This is a genomic window from Actinoplanes sp. NPDC021490 (genome assembly GCF_055562135.1).
On sequence record NZ_JBVHFW010000015.1, the window covers coordinates 12,695 to 31,985 of the forward strand.

At 69.8% G+C, this 19,291-nt stretch carries 16 protein-coding genes; 9 read left to right on the forward strand and 7 right to left on the reverse strand.

Features of this window, described 5'->3' with window-relative positions:
* Positions 1–2: 2 nt before the first annotated feature.
* From ACZ3I4_RS32670 to ACZ3I4_RS32680, 3 genes are all read right to left on the reverse strand, one after another.
* Positions 3–950, reverse strand: a complete 948-nt coding sequence (locus tag ACZ3I4_RS32670) for a carbohydrate ABC transporter permease (RefSeq protein WP_465385906.1) — start codon at positions 948–950, stop codon at positions 3–5.
* 56 nt (positions 951–1,006) lie between these two features.
* On the reverse strand, positions 1,007–2,389 hold the full coding sequence (locus ACZ3I4_RS32675) for an ABC transporter substrate-binding protein (protein ID WP_465385907.1): 1,383 nt from the start codon (positions 2,387–2,389) through the stop codon (positions 1,007–1,009).
* 243 nt (positions 2,390–2,632) lie between these two features.
* The gene (locus ACZ3I4_RS32680) at positions 2,633–3,619 is read right to left on the reverse strand and encodes a LacI family DNA-binding transcriptional regulator (protein ID WP_465385908.1); all 987 of its coding nucleotides are present in this window, start codon (positions 3,617–3,619) and stop codon (positions 2,633–2,635) included.
* Between the two features lie 314 nt (positions 3,620–3,933).
* Here ACZ3I4_RS32680 and ACZ3I4_RS32685 point away from each other — a divergent pair, with 314 nt between their 5' ends.
* The 3 genes from ACZ3I4_RS32685 to ACZ3I4_RS32695 are packed head-to-tail and all read left to right on the forward strand — an operon-like array spanning position 3,934 to position 6,590.
* Positions 3,934–5,262, forward strand: coding sequence for a hypothetical protein (locus ACZ3I4_RS32685; RefSeq protein WP_465385909.1), 1,329 nt, complete (start codon positions 3,934–3,936; stop codon positions 5,260–5,262).
* A gap of 13 nt (positions 5,263–5,275) precedes the next feature.
* Complete coding sequence (locus ACZ3I4_RS32690) at positions 5,276–5,683, forward strand: YchJ family protein (RefSeq protein WP_465385910.1); 408 nt, start codon at positions 5,276–5,278, stop codon at positions 5,681–5,683.
* Between the two features lie 52 nt (positions 5,684–5,735).
* On the forward strand, positions 5,736–6,590 hold the full coding sequence (locus ACZ3I4_RS32695; RefSeq protein WP_465385911.1) for a tryptophan 2,3-dioxygenase: 855 nt from the start codon (positions 5,736–5,738) through the stop codon (positions 6,588–6,590).
* Here ACZ3I4_RS32695 and ACZ3I4_RS32700 read toward each other — a convergent pair.
* Positions 6,584–7,165: a QsdR family transcriptional regulator gene (locus tag ACZ3I4_RS32700; protein ID WP_465385912.1), complete on the reverse strand. Its 582-nt coding sequence runs from the start codon at positions 7,163–7,165 to the stop codon at positions 6,584–6,586. The two genes, ACZ3I4_RS32695 and ACZ3I4_RS32700, sit on opposite strands and share 7 nt — an antisense overlap.
* 252 nt (positions 7,166–7,417) lie before the next feature.
* On the opposite strand from ACZ3I4_RS32700, the gene bdeA reads away from it, so the two are divergent.
* The 4 genes from bdeA (at position 7,418) to ACZ3I4_RS32720 (ending at position 11,125) form a co-directional block, all read left to right on the forward strand.
* On the forward strand, positions 7,418–8,329 hold the full coding sequence (gene bdeA, locus ACZ3I4_RS32705) for a bis(hydroxyethyl) terephthalate hydrolase (RefSeq protein WP_465385913.1): 912 nt from the start codon (positions 7,418–7,420) through the stop codon (positions 8,327–8,329).
* Positions 8,330–8,429: 100 nt separating this feature from the next.
* The gene (locus ACZ3I4_RS32710; RefSeq protein WP_465385914.1) at positions 8,430–9,056 is read left to right on the forward strand and encodes a DedA family protein; all 627 of its coding nucleotides are present in this window, start codon (positions 8,430–8,432) and stop codon (positions 9,054–9,056) included.
* Positions 9,057–9,093: 37 nt separating this feature from the next.
* Complete coding sequence (locus ACZ3I4_RS32715) at positions 9,094–10,473, forward strand: sensor histidine kinase (protein WP_465385915.1); 1,380 nt, start codon at positions 9,094–9,096, stop codon at positions 10,471–10,473.
* 7 nt (positions 10,474–10,480) lie between these two features.
* Positions 10,481–11,125, forward strand: coding sequence for a response regulator (locus ACZ3I4_RS32720; protein ID WP_465385916.1), 645 nt, complete (start codon positions 10,481–10,483; stop codon positions 11,123–11,125).
* Between the two features lie 9 nt (positions 11,126–11,134).
* Here the strand turns inward: ACZ3I4_RS32720 and ACZ3I4_RS32725 are convergent, their stop codons facing one another.
* Positions 11,135–11,737, reverse strand: a complete 603-nt coding sequence (locus tag ACZ3I4_RS32725; RefSeq protein ID WP_465385917.1) for a hypothetical protein — start codon at positions 11,735–11,737, stop codon at positions 11,135–11,137.
* Between the two features lie 611 nt (positions 11,738–12,348).
* On the opposite strand from ACZ3I4_RS32725, the gene ACZ3I4_RS32730 reads away from it, so the two are divergent.
* A complete protein-coding gene (locus ACZ3I4_RS32730; protein WP_465385918.1) occupies positions 12,349–13,176 on the forward strand; it encodes an SDR family oxidoreductase in 828 nt (275 codons plus the stop codon).
* Here ACZ3I4_RS32730 and ACZ3I4_RS32735 read toward each other — a convergent pair.
* Complete coding sequence (locus tag ACZ3I4_RS32735; RefSeq protein ID WP_465385919.1) at positions 13,173–15,290, reverse strand: SulP family inorganic anion transporter; 2,118 nt, start codon at positions 15,288–15,290, stop codon at positions 13,173–13,175. The two genes, ACZ3I4_RS32730 and ACZ3I4_RS32735, sit on opposite strands and share 4 nt — an antisense overlap.
* 120 nt (positions 15,291–15,410) lie before the next feature.
* A complete protein-coding gene (locus tag ACZ3I4_RS32740) occupies positions 15,411–16,481 on the reverse strand; it encodes an NAD-dependent epimerase/dehydratase family protein (protein WP_465385920.1) in 1,071 nt (356 codons plus the stop codon).
* A gap of 186 nt (positions 16,482–16,667) precedes the next feature.
* Between ACZ3I4_RS32740 and ACZ3I4_RS32745 the strand changes: the two genes are divergently transcribed.
* Complete coding sequence (locus ACZ3I4_RS32745) at positions 16,668–19,247, forward strand: glutamate--cysteine ligase (protein WP_465385921.1); 2,580 nt, start codon at positions 16,668–16,670, stop codon at positions 19,245–19,247.
* Positions 19,248–19,291: the final 44 nt, after the last annotated feature.

The following is a 19,291-nucleotide window of genomic DNA, read 5'->3' on the forward strand; positions in this document are numbered from 1 at the left end:
TGTCAGTCCTGTTTCGTCGTCAGTCGCACGTAGACGGCGGAGAAGGCCGCCAGCACCAGCAACATGATGACCCCGAGGGCGGCGGCGCCGTTGAGGTCGTTCTGGAAGAAGCCGTGCTGGTAGATCAGGTATGCGACCGAGGTCGCGGAGTCCTGCGTGCCGGCGCCGTTGGCGAGGATCAGCGGCTCGATGAACAGCTGCATGGTGGCGACGATCTGGAGCATCGCCAGCAGGGCCAGGATCAGCCGGGTCTGCGGGATGGTGACGTTCCAGATGCGGCGCCACACACCGGCCCCGTCGAGCTCGGCCGCCTCGTACAGCTCGCCCGGGATGTTCTGCAACGAGGCCAGATAGATGAGCACCGCACTGCCCAGGTTCATCCAGGTCGAGGCGATCACCATGGCCGGGATCGTCATGGTCGGCGACTGCATCCACTCCGAGGTCGGCAGGTGCAGGAACTTGAGGATCGCGTTGAACAGGCCGGCTTCGCTGGGGTCGTACGCGTAGTACTTGAAGAGGAACAGCGCGGAGGCCGGGGGCAGCATCACCGGCAGATAGACCAGGATCCGCAGATAGCCCTTGGCGTGCCGGAACTCGTTGAGCAGGATCGCCACGAAGAACGGCAGGACGTAGCCGACGACCAGGGCCAGGATCGTGAAGAGGAAGGTGTTCTTCCAGGCGATCCAGAAACTCGGGTCGGCGATGATGCGGGTGTAGTTGTCCCAGCCGACCCACGTGGTCTCGCCGCGCCGGGTGCGCTGGAAGCTCATCACGACGCCGCGGATCATCGGGTACCACATGAAGAGGGCGAAGCAGACGACTGCCCCGATCAGGAACGCGTGCCCGGTGAGGTTGTCCCGGACCTTGCGGCCGGTCCGGCTGCGCCCGGTCGGCGCCGGCGCCTTGTTCTCCGGCGACCGGACGGTGCCCGGGGCGGTGATGATCGCCAAAGCGAACTCCTTCGTCGAGCGCGGGAGCCGTCGCCGGCTCCCGCGCCTCGCAATGATCAGCTACCGGCGGCCTGCAGCTGGTTGACCTTCTGCTCGGCCGTCTTGAGCAGAGAGTCGATGTTGGCGTTGGGGTTGGTCAGCACGCCCGACATGGCCGAGTCGAGCACCGCGTAGATCGCCTGGGCGTTGCGTGGCTCCCCGACGATCGCGACCGGGTTGTCCTCGAAGACCTTGAAGTTGGCCGTGTCGACGTTGGCGTTGGCCTTGCGCAGCTCGAGCTCCTGCTTCTGCGCCTCGCTGCCGTTGGCGAACAGCAGCGGCTGGGGCAGACCCACCGGGTAGTTCTGCGGCTTGGCCCGCACGTAGTCGAGCTGGCCCTTGCCCGGGGTGAGCTTCTGGTACGCGATCCACTTCAGACCGGCCTTGACCTGCTCGTCGCTGAGGCCCTTCTTGAAGAAGTAGCCCTCGCCGCCGCCGAGCGTGCCCTTGGCCGCGCCGTCCTGGCCGGGCATCGGGCCCATCGCCCAGTCCTCGTACTTGCCCTGGAACTGGCTGACGATGGCCTGGGTGGCGTCGGGAGCGCCGATGAACATGCCGACCTTGCCGGCCCCGGCGTTGGTCAGCAGGTCGCCCCACTGCAGCAGCTGGCGGCTGCCCATGCTGTTGTCGCCGTAGCGCATGTCCTTGAGGTTCTGCAGGACCTGCTTGCCCGCGGCGTCGTTGAAGGCGGCCTTCTTGCCGTCCTCGCCGAGGACCTTGCCGCCCTGCGAGTAGAGCTCGGCGGTGAAGTGCCAGCCGCCGGTGTTGCCCGCGCTGTACTCCGAGAAGCCGGCGACGCCGCCACCCAGACCGGCGATCTTCTTGGCCGCGGTGCGCACCTCGGCCCAGGTCTTGGGCGGGGTCTCGGCGTCCAGGCCGGCCTTCTTGAACAGGGTCTTGTTGTAGACCAGGCCCATCGAGTAGTTCTTCACCGGGACCGCGTAGAGCTTGCCCTCGTCGGTGAAGACCTCCTTGAGCGCGGGGTCGACGCTGTCCCAGGTCGGGATCGTGTCCTTGCTGACGGCCGAGGTGATGTCCATCGCCTGGCCGGAGTCGAGCACCTGCTGCAGGTCGGTCATGTAGCCGTAGAAGACGTCGGTCATGGTGCCGCCGGCCAGCCGGGCGGTGAAGTCCGGCGGGTTGTTGCACTGCTCGCCGACGCTGACGCTCTTGATGCTGATGTCGGGGTTCTGCTTCTCGAACTCCGCGACATCCGCGTTCCAGTTCGCCAGCAGTTCCTTCTGCGCGCCGACCGGCTGGCAGTCGACGGTGATGGTGACCTTGCCACTGGCGTCAGTTCCCGAGTCGTCGCTGCTCTTGGTCGAGCACGCCGCCAGGCTGAGCCCCAGGCCGGCCGCGAGCGCGAACGCCGCCGCCTTCCGGTACTGCGGTACGGACATCTGTCCATCCCTTCGGGAACGGTTTATCCATGGCCATCGCTTGAATTGCGGTGTCGTCACGGTGCGGACGAGAGGCTTGTGACCCAGGTCTCTCGTCATGTTTCGTGGAGGTGACGATACAAAGTCCAACGGGTCGCCGCAAGAAGGCGACTGATGTCAGAAAAAACTCGACTCCCCGTCCCGAGGGTGCACATGGCAAAGGGCGGGCCGATCGGCCCGCCCTTCGGTTAATAAAGTTGCTGGTCAGCCCCGCTGAGGCGCCGGCCCGGTCGATCCCCGCACCACGAGTTCCGGCTCGAAAAGAAGTTCGTCGGGTTCGACGCCGCTGCCCTCGATCTGGTTGACGAGCAGATCGACGGCGGCCTGACCCATCATCTCGATGGGCTGCCGCACGGTCGTCAGCGGCGGATCGGTGCAGGTCATCAGCGCCGAATCATCGAAGCCGACGACCGAGATGTCGGACGGCACGTCGAGCCCCAGCCGGCGGGCGGCCCGGATCGAGCCGAGCGCGAGCACGTCGGAGGCGCAGATCATGCCGGTCACGCCCCGGTCGATCAGCTTCGCCGCGGCCAGCCGGGCGCTCTCCATCGAGAAATTCGTCCGCTCGATCAGGAAATCCTTGCCCTCGAGCGCGGCCAGCTTGCGTCGCGACGGCACATGATCCTCGGGACCCATGACCATGCCGATGCGCTCATGACCGAGAGACCGCAGATGCCCGTACGCCTGCTCGACCGCCACCGCATCGTCGGTCGAAATGTGCGGAAACCCCAGGTCGGCCACCCCGGCGTTGACCATCACGACCGGCATGCGGCGGTCGGTCAGCGCGCGGTAGTGCCCGTGCTCGGCCTCGGCCAGCGCATAGGATCCACCGGCGAACACGACCCCCGAGACCTGATGATCGAGCAGCATCTCGATGTAGTCCCGCTCGGGAACGCCGCCTATCGTGCGGGCGGCCAGCAACGGAGTGAACCCGCGCTGGGCCAGCGACGCGGTCACCACCTCGGCCAGCGCCGGGAAGATCGGATTTTGCAGCTCGGGCAGCACCAGCCCGACCAGCCGGCCGCGCTCGCCCCGCAACTTGGTCGGGCGCTCATAGCCCAGCACATCGAGCGCGGTCAGCACCGAGGCCCGGGTCGCCTCGCTCACGCCGCTGCGCCCGTTGAGCACACGGCTGACGGTCGCCTCGCTGACGCCCGCCTTCTTGGCCACCTCGGCCAGACGTTTGGTCACGCAGCAATCCTAGGGCAGATCCCTGCAAATTTCGAACCACCGCTTGCAGCAACCCTGAATCCCGGCGTTCAACCTTGCAGCCGCCGTCAAACCATCCGGCAACAGGCCCGGCTCCTGTCATCCAGAATGTTGCGGGGCGTGTCCGGTCGGGCCGGATGAAGCGATTAAGTCGTCGCTGAGCGCAATGACGGCCCGGGCACCGGCTTGCGGCGGCGCCGATCCCGAGCCCCACCTTCGTCGCCGGGGACGCCGGCGGCGCGGCTCGCGGCCGAAATGGAGCGGACGTTGTCCCGCCGAACCGGCACCATGGCCCGGTGACGATTCTGGCGGAAGCCCGGCGAGGCGGCCCGGGCCTCGACGCGATCATCGAGTCGCTCGCGGCCGGCGAGACCGACCCGGCCGAGCTGACCGACCGGCCCCGGCTGGTCGCCTGGCTTGACGAACGGCGCCGCAGTTGGCTGATCACCAAAGACTCACACCCGCGAGCCAACCGGCTGGTGGCCGGATTCCAGCGTGACCCGGCGGCCTCGGCGGTCGCGGCCGTACTGGCCGGCTCGGAACGCGACGGACACGTTCGCGAACTCGCCGTCCGGGCCATGGCCGCCCGGCCGGCCCCGGAGCTCATGCCGTTCCTGGTGCTGCGTTGCGGCGACTGGGCGCTTCCGGTGCGGGAGGCCGCCCGGGCCGCCGTGGCGACCCTGCTCGCCGACCACCCGGAGACCTGTCTGCCCGCTGCGGTGCCGATGGCCACCCACATCCGGGACCGCTATCGCGGCGCGTGGGCGATGGACGAGGTGAGAGCGGCGACGGCGGCCGCGTTCGACCGGGTCCGGCCGGCCCTGCTGGCGTCGCGGCTCCCGGCCGTACGGCGGCTGCTCTTCGAAGTGGGAACCGAGCTCGGCCGGTGGGGCCCGGACGACCTGCTGTGGTTCGCGCTGCACGAGCCCGACACGGTGGTCCGCGTCATCGCCGCCGACGCCGCCGCGGCCGGAGCGGCGGAGCGAGGCGACGTGCCGACCCTGCGGATCATGGCCGGCGCGCGGTTCGCCCAGGTGCGGGCGGCGGCGCTGGTCGAACTGGCCCGGCTCGGCCTGGACGCCGACGTGGCCGCGGCCGCGGACGACCCGGCCGGGCTGGTCCGCGCGTACGCCCGCACCCGGCTGGCCGACCCGCCCGCCTACTACCGGTCCGCCGTCGCGACCCGCCCGGCGCCGGGGGTGATCGCGGGGCTGGGCGAGGTCGGCGGCTACTCCGACGAAGCCCTGCTCGCGCCGTTGCTCGGCCACGACGACGCGCGGATCCGGGCCGCCGCTGTGAAAGCGCTCGCGGCCCTGGACGCCGTACCGGTGGACATGGTCTTGCCGCTGCTGCGGGACCCGGTGGCCGGGGTGATCCGCGAGGCCTCGACCGCTCTTCGCCCCTATCAGCGGCGGCTGCCGGCCGACCTGCTCGAGCGACTGCTCGGCGATCCGCGAGCCGAGGTGCGACGAGGGGCGTACCGGATCGTCCGGAACTGGGACAGGGCGAGCGCGTTGCGGGCCGCGCGGGTGATGGCCGGCGACGACGACCCGCAACTGGCCCAACGCGGGCGGGAGGACGTGCGATCGTGGGAGAGGATCGTCATCGAGCAACGGGCGGGCTGACAAAATGGGTCTCATGGCGCAGAAGACCAAGCATTGCCCCTGCGGGCGCGGGCTGGCGTACGAGGAATGTTGCGGGCCCGCCCACCACGGTCAGCCGCCCGCGACCGCCGAGGCGCTGATGCGTTCGCGCTACTCGGCCTTCGCCCTCGACGACGACGCGTACGTGCTCAGCAGCTGGCACCCGAAGACCCGGCCCCAGCGGATCGAACCCGACTCGCATCTGCGCTGGGTCGGGCTCGAGATCATCGAGTCGTCGGGCGGCGGCATGTTCGACAACGAGGGCGTCGTCGAGTTCCGGGCGCACTACCGCGATCACGGCAAGCCCGGCGACATGGTCGAGCGCAGCCGGTTCGTGCGGCACGACGGCCGGTGGGCGTACTGGGGACCGATTCTCGCCGATGGATCACTCGCGAACGTCTGAGCGGTGTGCTTGTCTTCAGGTTGAGATCTGAAGAAGCGCTTTGGAGGCAACCGTGAGCTCGGACCACCGGCCGATCGAGGACTCCGTCGTCCGCGACTTCAAGGTCAATCTCTCGTACGGGCGTTATCTGCACCTGGACGAGCTGCTGAACGCGCAGCACCCGGTCAGCGTGCCCGAGCACCACGACGAACTGCTGTTCATTTTGCAGCACCAGACCTCCGAGCTCTGGCTCAAGCTGGTGCTGCACGAGCTGCGCGAGGTCACCCGGCGGATCGCCCAGGACGACCTGCGCCCGGCGCTCAAGGGCCTGGCCCGGGTCAAGCACATCCAGCGCACGCTGACCGAGCAGTGGTCGGTGCTGGCCACGCTGACGCCCAGCGAATACGCCGAGTTCCGCAGCTTCCTGGGCACGTCGTCGGGCTTCCAGTCGTACCAGTACCGCGCGGTCGAGTTCATCCTCGGCAACAAGGACGAGCGGATGCTGTCGCTGTTCACCGACGACCAGGGCGCCCTCGAGATGCTGACCGAGGCGCTGGCCGCACCCAGCGTGTACGACGAGTTCCTGCGCTACCTGCATCGCCACGGTCACGACGTGCCGGTCGAGCTGCTGCAACGCGACGTGCGCCTGCCGTGGCGCTACCACGAGGACCTGGTGCCGGTGTTCGTGCGCATCTACAGCAACCCGGAAAAGCACTGGGAGGCGTACGAGGCCTGCGAGGAACTCGTCGACATCGAGGAGAACTTCCAGCTCTGGCGCTTCCGGCACCTCAAGACCGTGGAGCGGACCATCGGGTTCAAGCGGGGCACGGGCGGGTCGAGCGGCGTGAGCTTCCTCAAGGCGGCGCTGGACCTGACTTTCTTTCCCGAGCTTTACGCCGTACGCACCGAGATGGGGACGCCTCACTGAGCCGCCGGCTCGAGCAGGGCCCGTAACGACGGGACCAGCTCGTCGAAATCCGTCTTACGGCCGGTGAAGAATTCCGCGTAGAGAAACGTCCCGACCATACGGACGTAGAGATAGGCGAGATGGCCGAGATCGGTGCCCGCCGGCAACTGGCCGGCCACGCCCGTCTCGCGAAAGATGTCGGCCTGAGCGGCCACCGCGCTCTCGTGCACCCCACCCGCCGGTGTGAATAATATTCGCGCCGCGGCCTCCGGGTCCTGGCGCAGAAACCGGTCCAATATCGGTGAGCGTAATTGTTCGCCGAAATGCCGGGAGATCTCCACGACCCCGTCGAAGCCGGGCCGGGTGCGGGCCATCCGGGCTTCGCCGAACATCCGCTGCGTGAGGACGGCCAGGATGTCCTCGAGCAGGGCGTCCCGGCTGCCCGCGACCCGATAGAGGGTGGCCCGGCTGATCGCCATCTCGGCGGCCAGCGTCTCCATGTCGAGCGACGACCGGACCAGAAAATGATCAATTCCGGCGAGTACGACTTGTTCGTGGCTGACGACGCGTCGGCTCGCCGCTTTCTCGTCAGTCATTGCGTACCACCTTGATCGAACTCCGGCGCTCACTGTAGCAATGCCCCGGCGCACGGCACAGGAATCCTTTCACCGGTCCCGGCCAACGCCTTTGTCCGAATAGTCGCCACCGCATCGAAGCTTCTCTCTATGCGACCGCCGTCTCACGAATGCCCGTCGGTCTTGAACACGGATGGAAGCGCGTTCAGGATCGATTCCGGCGCGCGCCTCGCAATTTTCGTTCACCCGGCTCTCCCCTCCGAGAGGCTTCCCATGTCCCAAACGCACACCGCCCCGGGCGTCCGGCGCCGCCCGCGTGCCCGTTTCCTGGTGAGCGCGGCGGCCGCCGTGGCCGTCGCGATCGGCGGCGTCACCCTGGTGCCGTCGGCCGAGGCGGCGACCAACCCCTTCGAGCGGGGCCCGGCACCGACCCTGGCGAGCATCCAGGCCACCCGCGGATCGTTCGCGGTCTCCCAGACCAGCGTCTCGGCGCTGTCCGCCTCGGGATTCGGCGGCGGCGACATCTATTACCCGACCAGCACCAGCGCCGGGACCTTCGGCGCGGTGGCGATCGCGCCCGGATACACCGCCAGCCGTTCCAGCATGGCCTGGCTCGCCCCGCGGCTCGCCTCGCAAGGCTTCGTCGTCTTCAACATCGACACCCTGACCCGCTCGGACCAGCCCGCCAGCCGGGGCCGGCAACTGCTGGCGGCGCTCGACTACCTGACCCAGCGCAGCAGCGTCCGCACCCGCATCGACGTCAACCGGCTGGCCGTCGTCGGGCACTCGATGGGTGGAGGCGGCACGCTCGAGGCCGCCAAGAGCCGCCCGAGCCTGCAGGCCGCGGTGCCGCTGACCCCGTGGAACCTCGACAAGTCGTGGCCCGAGATCAGGACGCCCACCCTGGTGATCGGGGCGGAAAGCGACTCGGTGGCGCCGGTGGCGTCGCACTCGATCCCGTTCTACACCAGCCTGCCGTCGTCGCTGGACCGGGCGTATCTGGAGCTCAACAACGCGTCGCACTTCGCGCCGAACACCAGCAACACGACGATCGCGCAGTACAGCATCTCCTGGCTGAAGCGTTTCGTGGACGACGATCTCCGGTACGAGCAGTTCCTGTGCCCGATCCCGCGGGCCGGCACGCAGATCTCGGATTACCGGGGCAACTGCCCGCACACGTCCTGACGATTGCTCTCCGCCGGACTCCCTGGGGTGTGGTTTTCCGCAGGGAGTCCGGCGGCCGCCCTCATGGTCCGCCACCCCGCCGGTCCCTAGCGTCGTAACCATGACCACGACCTCTGGTTCCGGCCTCACCGACCTGGTCACCGGCCTGGTCGAGCGCCTGGGCGGCCCCGGCGCCGGCCTCGCCGTCGCCCTGGAAAACCTGTTCCCGCCGATCCCCAGCGAGGTGATCCTGCCGTTGGCCGGCTTCACCGCCGGGCAGGGGCGCATGAGCCTCGTCGGGGCGATCGTCTGGACCACTCTCGGCTCGGTCGTCGGCGCCGTGGCCCTCTATTACGCGGGCGTGCTGCTCGGCCGTGACCGGCTACGCGCGACAGCCGCCCGCCTGCCCCTGATCAAGCTCAGCGACATCGACCGCACCGAGGCCTGGTTCGCCCGGCACGGCCCCAAGACGGTTCTCCTCGGCCGCATGATCCCGATCTTCCGCAGCCTGATCTCGATCCCGGCCGGCGTCGAACGCATGCCGCTGCCGACCTTCCTGCTCTGCACCACGATCGGCAGCCTGATCTGGAACACCGCTTTCATCCTGGCCGGCTACTCCCTGGGCGCGAACTGGCACGCCGTCGAGTCGTACGCCTCGATCTTCCAGAAGCTGGTGATCGTCCTCTGCGTCGTCGCCGCCGTCGCCTTCGTCGCCGTCCGCCTGACTCGCCGCCATCGCGTACGGTGACCGGCATGCCGTTCCTCTCCCGCCGAGGTGGCCGGTCATGATGGGCGCGCTCCGCCTGCTCCGCCGGGCCGGGGAGCCGCTGGCCGTGGTCGCGCTCGGGGCCTTGAGCGGACTGGCGGAGGCGCTGTTCCTGCTCGTCGCCGGGCTGGCCTGGGCCACCCCCGGACGCGCGGCGGTGGTGGATCGCGCCCGCCGGGTCGCCACCTGGGAACGGCGGCGGCTGTCGCTCGAACCGCGGCCTTCCCCGCCGAGCGAGCTCCGGGTTCTCGGATTTCTGGCGGCCCGGCTGGTTCCGGCCTTCCTGGGTGCTCTCACGGCCGGGGTGCTCGTGATCGGCTTGGTGCTCGCGGGCATCGTCGCGCGGTCTTTCGTCACCGGGCCGATGAGCGCGCTCGACCTGCTGGTCCAGGTCCTCATCGGCTCGCTGCTGCTCGCGCTCAACCTCCAGGCCGTCGGCAGCGTGCTCCGGCTCGACCGGTGGCTGGCGCGCCGGCTGCTCGAGTCCGGCTCCCGCGAAGTGCTCGAACAGCGGATCACCGAGCTGACCGCCACCCGGGCCGGCGTCATGGCCGCGGTCGACGCGGAACGGCGGCGTATCGAGCGCGACCTCCACGATGGACTGCAGCAGCGGCTGGTGGCCCTGGGCATGCTGCTCGGCCGCGCCCGCCGCAGCCGCGACCCCGACCAGGCCGCACGCTTGCTCACCCAGGCCCACGACGACGCCCAGCGCGCCCTCGACGAGTTGCGCGAGGTCGCGTGGCGCGTCTATCCATCGGCGCTCGACCACGGCACCCTCGACGACGCGCTCAGCATGGTGGCGCAGCGTTCCGCCGTCCCCGTACGCATCGCCTACCGCCTGACCGAACGCCCCGCGCCACAGGTCGAGACCGTCCTCTACTTCGTGGCGTGCGAGGCCATCACCAACGCGGCCAAACACTCCGGCGCCACGGTCATCGACATCACCCTCAGCCCTTCCGGCACAGAGGTCGAGATGCGAATCCGCGACGACGGCCGGGGCGGCGCCGACCCGTCCGGCAGCGGCCTGCAGGGCCTGAGCCGTCGCGTGGCCGCCCTGGACGGCCGGTTCCACCTGGAGAGCCCCACCAACGCCGGCACCACCATCGACGTCACCCTCCCCCACTCCCCAGCCTCCCCGCCGCCGCCATCCACCACCTCACCGCCGCCGTCGTCGTCGCGCATCCACGCACTGTCGCCGACCACCACACCGCCGCTCGGGCCCACCACACCACCGCCCTTGCGTACCCCTCCGCCGCCGCCTGCCTCACCGCCGCCCACCACCACACCGCTGTCGGCTGTCTTTCCTCTGCCGTTCGAATCGCCACTGCCTTCACCGGCCCGCCGGTGCCCGCCTGCCTCGGCGTCGGTGCCGTCCGCGCATCTGCGCCGGGCGGGGTGAGGTCGCGATGCGCATCGTTCTGGCTGAGGATTCGACGCTTCTGCGGGAGGGGCTTGTCCGGCTGCTCGCTGACGAGGGTCACGACATCGTCGCGGCGGCGGCTGATGCTGATCAGCTTGTGGAGGCCGTCGAACGGCATCAGCCCGACGCGGTGGTGACCGATGTGCGGATGCCGCCGACCAACAGCGATGACGGGCTGCGGGCGGCGCTGGAGATTCGGCGCCGGTGGCCGGCCGTGGCGGTGCTCGTGCTTTCGCAGTACGTGGAGAAGCGGTACGCCACGCAGTTGCTGTCCGACCGGTCCGACGGCGTCGGCTATCTACTCAAGGACCGCGTCGCCCAGGTCGAGGACTTTCTGGACGCGCTCGAACGGGTGGCGGCCGGATCCACCGCGCTGGACCCGGAAGTCGTCCGGCAGTTGTTGTCGGGCACCAGCCACACCGACCCGCTGAGCCGGCTGACTCCGCGCGAGCACGACGTGTTGCGGCACATGGCTCAGGGCTACACGAACGCCGCGATCGCCGAACGCCTGCACGTGTCGCAGAGCGCCGTCGAGAAACACGTCAACGCGATCTTCGACAAGCTCGCGCTGACCGACACGTCGGGTTACAGCCGCCGGGTGCTGGCTATCCTCCGCTACCTGGGGAGCTGAGCGCGGGTGTCAGCTGATGCGCGTCCACGTGCGGCAGCCGCTGCTCTGGAAGATGCCCCCGGGGGTGATCGTGACGACCAGCTGGCCCTTGGCGAACTCGTTGGCGATCGTGCTGGCGGAGGCGCCGTCGGCCGAGCGGGCCCGCTCCCAGTAGCAGAAGTCGGTGTTGCCGGTCGAGCGGTACGTGCCCGGCAGGAAATCCGAGCCGACGAAGTAGACGCCGTTACCGGCAATCGTCGTCTTCTTCTTCACGCTCATGGCCGCGGCGGTGACCCGGGTCCACGTACGGCATCCGCTGGTCTTGAAGACCTTGTCGGTCGGCTTGACGTAGACCAGCCGCTGCCCGGCGCCGATGTCGTTGGCGATGATGCTGCTCATCGCCCCGGTCGCATCGGTGGCGCGCTGCCAGTAGCACGAAGTGTTGCCCACCGACCGGTAGACACCGGCGTTGAAGTCCTTGCCGGCCAGATAGGTCCCCGACCCGGGAATCGTGTTCTTGGGAGCGGCCGCCGCCGGGCTCGCCTGAGTCGTGAGCACGACCGCGACCGCGACTGCCAGCGCCGCGACGACACGGCCACGCGAGCGGGTGGCCCGCCGGAAAAGAACGATCATCTGAATCCTTCGAGCTGAGAGCCGAGAGCTGACCTGGGACCTGAGGCCGGATAGCGGAGACCGGATAACTCAGAACTGAGAACTGAGAACTGAGAGGTGAGAACTGAGAGAGGTGAGAGTCGAGATGAGCCGCGACCCGCGAGCCGCGAGCCGCGAGCGCGAGCCGCGAGTGGAGAGCGGCGAGCCAAGAGCTGCGCAGTGAACGCAGCAGGAGCCGCACGATGAGCGATCCGATCACAATAACGACATGTGGCATTTTGTCGGTCGGATGACTTCGACGACGCGGCAACTCGCCCGCTTCCGCCACTCGCGGGGAACGTCTGCCCAATCGGACGACACCTTGCGGGGGACCGCCTCGTCGCGAGGCAGGCGCGCGGCGGGGGAACGCTGTCCCCGGCCCGCATCGCGCTCGCGGCGGGAACGCTGTCCAGCCCCCGATCGGGCTCGCGGCGGGAACGCTGTCCAACCCCCGATCGGGCTCGCAGCGGGGACGCTGTCCAGCCCGGATCGGGCTCGCAGCGGGGACGATCAGGCCACGACGGTCTCGTAGCGGTCGCCGCGCTTATGCCGGACCGGCCGGGGGCCGCGGTGGGGAGGCGTACAAAGGGGGAATGAGTTTGATCGTGGTGACGGGTGCCAGCGGGCGCCTCGGTGGACGGGTTGCTCGGCAGCTGAGCGGGCCCATGCGGCTTGTGGTCAGGGATGCGAGCCGGGCGCCGCAAGTGGCGGGGGCCGAAGTGGCCGTTGCGGAGTATCGGGATGGGGCCGCGGTTGGCCGGGCTCTGGACGGGGCGGGCACGGTGCTCATGGTGTCGGCGGCCGAGACCCCGGATCGGGTGGACGAGCATCGCAGCTTCGTGGATGCGGCGGCCGCCGCGGGCGTGCGGCACCTTGTTTACACGTCGTTCGTGGGGGCCGCGCCGGACGCGACGTTCACGTTGGCCCGCGACCATTGGGCTACCGAGCAGCACATCCGCGCGAGCGGGCTGGCCTTCACGTTTCTGCGGGACAACCTCTACGCCGACTTTCTGCCGTTCCTGGTCGGGGACGACGGCGTGATCCGGGGGCCGGCCGGTGACGGACGCGCGGCCGTGGTGGCTCAGGACGACATCGCCGACGCGATCACGGCGGTGCTGCGGGATCCGGGGGCGCATGCGGGCCGGACCTACGACCTCACCGGGCCGGCCGCGCTCAGCCTGGCCGAGGTGGCGGAGACGATCAGCGCGTCCACCGGGCGGGCGGTGCGCTATCACGACGAGAGCATTCCCGAGGCGTACGAGTCCCGGTCGTCCTTCGGCGTCCCGGATTGGCAGGTCGACGCCTGGGTCAGCACCTACACGGCGATCGCCGCCGGTGAGCTGGCCGAGGTCAGCACGGCCGTCGAGGACCTGACCGGCCACCCGGCGACCCCACTGGCCAAGCTGCTGGACAACTCTTAGCCCTCGACCGGGATCGGCTTGCGGACGCGGCGGGCCGGGTCGACGGCGTACATGCGGGCCTCCGCGAGGTCGAAGTACAGGCCGGTGAGCGTCAAGCGTCCGGACGCCTCGGCCTCCCGCACCACCGGATAGGTTCGCAGGTTGGCCAGTTGCTGCGACACGTTGGCGGTGACGCAGTGTTCCTCGTCGGCGCAGTCGGAGAAGTCGGCGCCCGACTGCCGCAACCACGAACCGAGCGAGCCACCGGCCGAGCCCTTCGTCAAAGCCTGCACGGCGCCGCAGCCGGAATGCCCGCACACCGTGATCGTGCTGACCTTGAGCACGTTGACCGCGAACTCGATTCCGGCCCCGACCGAGTCGTCGCCGGACCCGTACGGGGGAACGATGTTGCCCACGTTGCGCAGGCAGAACAGGTCGCCCGGCCCGCTGGTCGTGATCAGGTTGGGCACCAGGCGGGAGTCGGCGCAGGTGATGAACAGCTGTTCCGGCTGCTGACCGTCCCGGGCCAGCCCGGCCAGGTGCGGCCGCACCAGGGGCGCCACGCTGCGCTCGAACTCGCGGATCCCGGCCTCCATCGCGTCCCGCCGCTGACGGTCGCGGTCCTGCCACTGGGTCCACGACCCGAACCGTCGCGGCGGCGCGGACTTGCCCGCCCCGAGCCGGCCACTGGTCGCGCGCTGGAACCACCCGCCCTGCGTCTCGCGCACCGTGACGGTTCCGCCGCCTCTCTCGTACGCCTCCCGCCAGTCCTGGATGACCTGGAAGGCCCCGTGGTCCAGGTAGTCGAGTTCCAGCTCGACGGTCACCTTCTCCCCGGCCGGGATCCCGGCCAGCGCGCGGGCCAGCCGTCCCGATCCCACGAAGGCCAGCGTGCCGCGCAGGGTCACGGACCACTCCCCGGCGTTCTCCCCGGGCACGGCGCGGATCTCGCAGCGCACCAGCCGCCACAGCATCATGAGCACGGCCGCGGCGAGCCCCATCCCCACTCCGGTGAGCAGATCCGTCGCGACGACCCCGACCGCGGTGATCACGTACGTCGGGAGTTCGCGATGCCGCACGTAGGTGCGGATCTGGGCCAGGCTGATCAGCCGCAACCCGACGACGACGAGCACCGCGGCCAGGGCGGCCATCGGGATCATCTCGAGCAGCGGCGCGCAGAGCAGCACGAACAGCGCGATCCAAAGGCCGTGCAGGATTGCCGACATCCGCGTCTTGGCGCCCGCGTCGACGTTGGTCGAGCTGCGGACGATCACACCGGTCACCGGCAGCCCGCCGAGCAGGCCCGAGGTCGCGTTGGCGGCGCCCTGGGCGACCAGTTCCCGGTTGAGGTCGGCGCGCGGGCCGTCGTGCATGCGGTCGACGGCCACCGCCGACAGCAGCGATTCGATGCTGGCGACCAGGGCGATGGCCAGCACGGCGACCGCGATCTGGCCCGGTCCGGCGTCGGGCCAGCGCGGGAAGGCCAGTTCGGCCAGCGGCGTCTCGGGCAGGTCGACCCGTTTGGCGTCCGAGCCCAGCACGGCGGCCGCCCCGGTGGCGATCACGACGGCGGCCAGGGCGGCCGGCAGCAGCGAGGTCTTGACCAGGCGGGGCCACAGCAGCAGGACCCCGATGGTGAGCACGCCGAGCATCGTCGAGTGGCTGTGGTTGCCGGCGATCTGTGCGGGCAGGCCACGCAGGTTGGCCCAGGCCTCGCTCCGGGCGTCGCCACCGAGCAGCACGTGGATCTGGCTGAGCGCGATGACCAGCCCGATGCCGGCCAGCATGCCGTGCACCACGGCGGGTGAGAGGGCTAGTGCGGCGCGGCCGAGACGGGCGGCGCCGAGCAGGATCTGTACGCCGCCGGCGAGCGCCACGATGGCGGCGGTGGCGGCGAATCCATAGCTGGCGATGGTCCCGGCGACGATCACGGTGAGCCCGGCGGCCGGGCCGCTGACCTGCAGCGGCGCGCCACCCAGCAGACCGACGACCACGCCCCCGACGACCGCGGCGATGAGGCCGGCCATCAGGGGCGCGCCCGAGGCGGCGGCGATGCCGAGCGAGAGCGGGATCGCGATCAGGAAGACCACGATCGAGGCCGGAACGTCCTGCCGTAATGCCTTCAAGACGGACATGCCCGAAATGTACAGAGCGCGAGTTAACTGGCTGTTACGACGCGACCGCCCCCAGGCAAACCACAGCCAACTGCCCGGAGTCTCTCAGCCGCAGATGAACGGGCAAACGAGAAGGGCGGATCAAGCCTTCCAGACGTCCTGGTTGGCCTCGTACATCTCGCGCAGGATGGCCGGAACGTCGTAGGTGAGCTTCCACTCCGGGTAGTGCTGCTCGAACCGGGCCGTGCTGCTGATCCACCACTGGTGGTCGCCGGTGCGGGCCTGGTCGACGTAGTCGGTGCGCGCCTCGAGGCCGGTGATCTGCTCGGCGATCTGGAAGGCCTCGATGTGGCTGCAGTTGGAGAAGCGGCCGCCGCCCATGTTGTAGACCTCGGCGATCCGCGGGGCCCGGTAGAACGCCTCGAACGCCGACACCAGGTCGTGCGAGTGGATGGCGTCGCGGACCATTTTGCCCTTGTATCCGTAGATGTGGTACATCCGCTGCTCCATGACGCAGCGCATCACGTAGGCCAGGAAGCCGTGCAGCTCGGCCGCCGAGTGACCCGGCCCGGTCAGCGTGCCGCCGCGGAACACCGCCGTCGGCATGTCGAAATACCGCCCGTACTCCTGGACCAGCACGTCGGCCGCGACCTTGGACGCGCCGAACACCGAGTGCAGGGTCTGGTCGATCGACATCTCTTCGTCGATGCCGCCGTGCCACTGGTGGCCCTCGGGCAGCTCGTACCGCGTCTCCTGCTCGACCAGCGGGAGCCGGTTGGGGGTGTCGCCGTAGACCTTGTTGGTCGAGGTGAAGATGAACGGGGCGCTGGGCGAGTGCTGCCGCGCCGCCTCGAGCATGTTGAGCGTGCCGACCGCGTTCACGTCGAAATCGGTGAACGGCTCCTTGGCCGCCCAGTCGTGCGAGGGCTGGGCCGCGGCGTGGATGACCAGGCCGATGTTGCTGCCGAGCTTGGCGAAGAGCGCCGCCAGACCGTCCCGGTCGCGGATGTCGATCTCGTGATGGGTGTACCGGTCGCCGACCTCTTTGGTCAGGCGGTCCAGGTTCCACCGGGTGGACCCGTCCTTGCCGAAGAAGTAGCTGCGCATGTCATTGTCGATGCCGACGACGTCCATGCCCAGGCCGGCGAAATGCCTCACCGACTCGGAGCCGATCAGGCCGGCGGATCCGGTCACCACGACGACATTGCTCATCAAACTACCTCCCGGTGAGAGTTCGGCCCGAGGTTACAGGGTGTGCGCATCCGCGCGGGGCACCGCCCGCCATGTCCTCACAGTGATGCATGCCTTGAGCTGGAAACGGGCACGGAACAGGATCGGTACATGTGATGGCGAGGCTCCGACGGAACAAAAGTGCGGGCCACAAGGAGGACGGTCGGAATGACGGAGTCTCTGAGCGTCACGTCGAGCAACGAGATCAACGACCGGGGGCTCGACCTCGGCGCCGAGGAGGAATTGCACGTCGTCGACCTGGTGACCAGGGAACTCGTCCCGCGCGCGCAGGAGATCCTCGACCAGCTCAACCCCGAGCATTTCTCGGCCGAGCTGCATCGATCGGTGGTCGAGACGAACACCCCGGTCTCCGACACGCTGGACGGCCTGCGCGACGCGATCGTCGAGCGGCGGCGCACCGCGATCAAGGTGGCCGAGTCGCTGGGCCTTGGTCTGGTCGCCGCGGGCACGGTCCCGCTCGTCGACCTGGAGTCACTCCCCGTGACACCCACTTCGCGCTATCGGCGGATGCTCGACGACTACCAGCTGCTCGCCCGGGAACAGCTGATCTGCGGCGCCCAGGTGCACGTCGGCGTGCCCGACCGGGACGAGGCGGTCGCCGTCACCCAGCGGGTCGCGTCGGCGCTGCCCACCCTGCTCGCGCTGAGCACCAGTTCCCCGTACTGGATGGGTGAGGACTCGGGTTATGCCAGCGTACGATCGCTGGTCTGGCTGCGCTGGCCGACCGCGGGCGACCCGGGCGTGCTCAACAACGCCGCCGACTACGACGAGCTGGTCGCCGATCTGCTGGCCTCGGGCACCATCACCGATCCCAAGATGGTCTATTTCGACGTACGCCCGTCCGCCCATGTGCCCACCGTCGAGCTGCGCGTCACCGATTCCAGCCCCGACGTCGACACGGTCGTGCTGCTGGCCGGCCTGTTCCGGGGTCTCGTGCTGCGCGCGCAGCAGGACTACCGGGCCGGGCGCCCGTTCACGCCGACCCGGCCGCCGCTGCACCGCGCCGCGATGTGGCGGGCCGCGCGCTCGGGACTGGAGGGTGATCTGCTCGACCTGGTCCGGCGTCAGCCCGAGCCGGTGCCGGCCCCGGTCTCCGTCGAGCGGCTGGTCGGGGATCTGCGCCCGCAGCTCGAGGAGCTGGGCGACTGGGAGCAGGTGTTCGACCTGTCGGTGCGGGCGCTCAGCCGGGGCAGCTCGGCCGCCCGTCAGCGCCGGGCCATGACGCGGCGCGGCCGGATCTCCGACGTGGTCGACCTGCTGGTGGCCGACACCCGGGGCGGCGCCACCGGCATCGCGCCCGAGGGCCAGTCGGTGCCGGCCGGCCTGTTCCCGTACGCCCAGGCCGGCGACGAGGCCTTCCCCGGTGGTGACGTGGCCGAGCCGTACGCGGGAATCCTGAATGTCATGACCGCGCTGGGCTCGGCCGGTCTGCGCCGTCGCGAGGACGTGCGGGACGACGAGCAGCGCCAGCGCGGCATCACCTTCAGCGTGGCCGGCGAGGCCGCCACCCGCCTGTTCCCGTTCGACCTGGTGCCGCGCCTGGTGCCCGCCCCGGACTGGTCGGCCCTGCGGGTCGGGCTGGTGCAGCGGGTCCGCGCGCTCGACCTGTTCATCCAGGACGTCTACGGCGAGCGGCAGGTCGTGCGGGACGGCGTCATGCCCGAGTGGGTGATCGACGGATCGCCCGAGCTGCGGCCCAGCGGCGCCCTGGTCGACCACGCGGGCGTCCGCGCGCAGGTGGCCGGGGTCGACCTGGTGCGCGACGCCGACGGCCGGTGGTGCGTGCTGGAGGACAACCTGCGGGTGCCGTCCGGCATCGCGTACGCCATGCAGAACCGCCGCCTGACCCACGCCGTGCTGCCCGAACTGCCGCTGCCGGAAAACCTGATCCCGATCGAGCGCACACCCGAGATGCTGCGGCGCGCGCTGACCGAGTCGGCCCGCCCGGCCGCCGGCGACGACCCGCGGATCGTGGTGCTGAGCCAGGGCCCGGACGACTCGGCCTGGTTCGAGCACCGCATGCTGGCCGAGGAGATGGGCGTTCCCGTCGTCCGCAGCACCGAGCTGTTCGTCGACGAGGGCCGGGTGTTCCGGCTGCGCGACGGCAAGCGTCACCGGGTCGACGTGATCTATCTGCGGATGGGCGAGGACAGCCTCGTGCACTCCCCCGGCGCCGACGGGATGCCGCTGGGCCCGAGCCTGATCACCGCGCTGCACGCCGACACCGTGGTGCTGGCCAACGCGCTGGGCAACGGCATCGGCGACGACAAGGCCGTGTACGCGTACGTGCCCAAGCTGATCGAGTACTACCTGGGCGAGAAGCCGCTGCTGGCCGACGTGCCGACCTATCTGTGCGGCATCCCCGAGCAGCGCGCCGAGGTGCTCGACCGCCTCGACCAGCTGGTGTGCAAGCCGGTCGACGGTTACGGCGGCGACCGCATCGTGATCGGTCCGCACGCGACCCCCGAGGACCTTTCCGCCGTACGCCGTCAGATCCGCACCGCCCCGCACCGGTGGGTGGCGCAGGAGGTCGTACAGCTCTCGACGCACCCGGTCTTCGACGGTCATCAGCTGTCGCCGCGGCACGTCGACCTGCGCGCCTTCGTCTTCACCGGCTCGGAGTCGGTGGTCGCTCCGGCCGCCCTGACCCGGGTGGCCCCGGCCGGCTCGATGATCGTCAACTCGTCGCGGGGCGGCGGCTCGAAGGACACCTGGTTGCTGGGGTGACCTGCGCGTTACGGCGTGGTGACCAGATCGAAACCGACAACAGG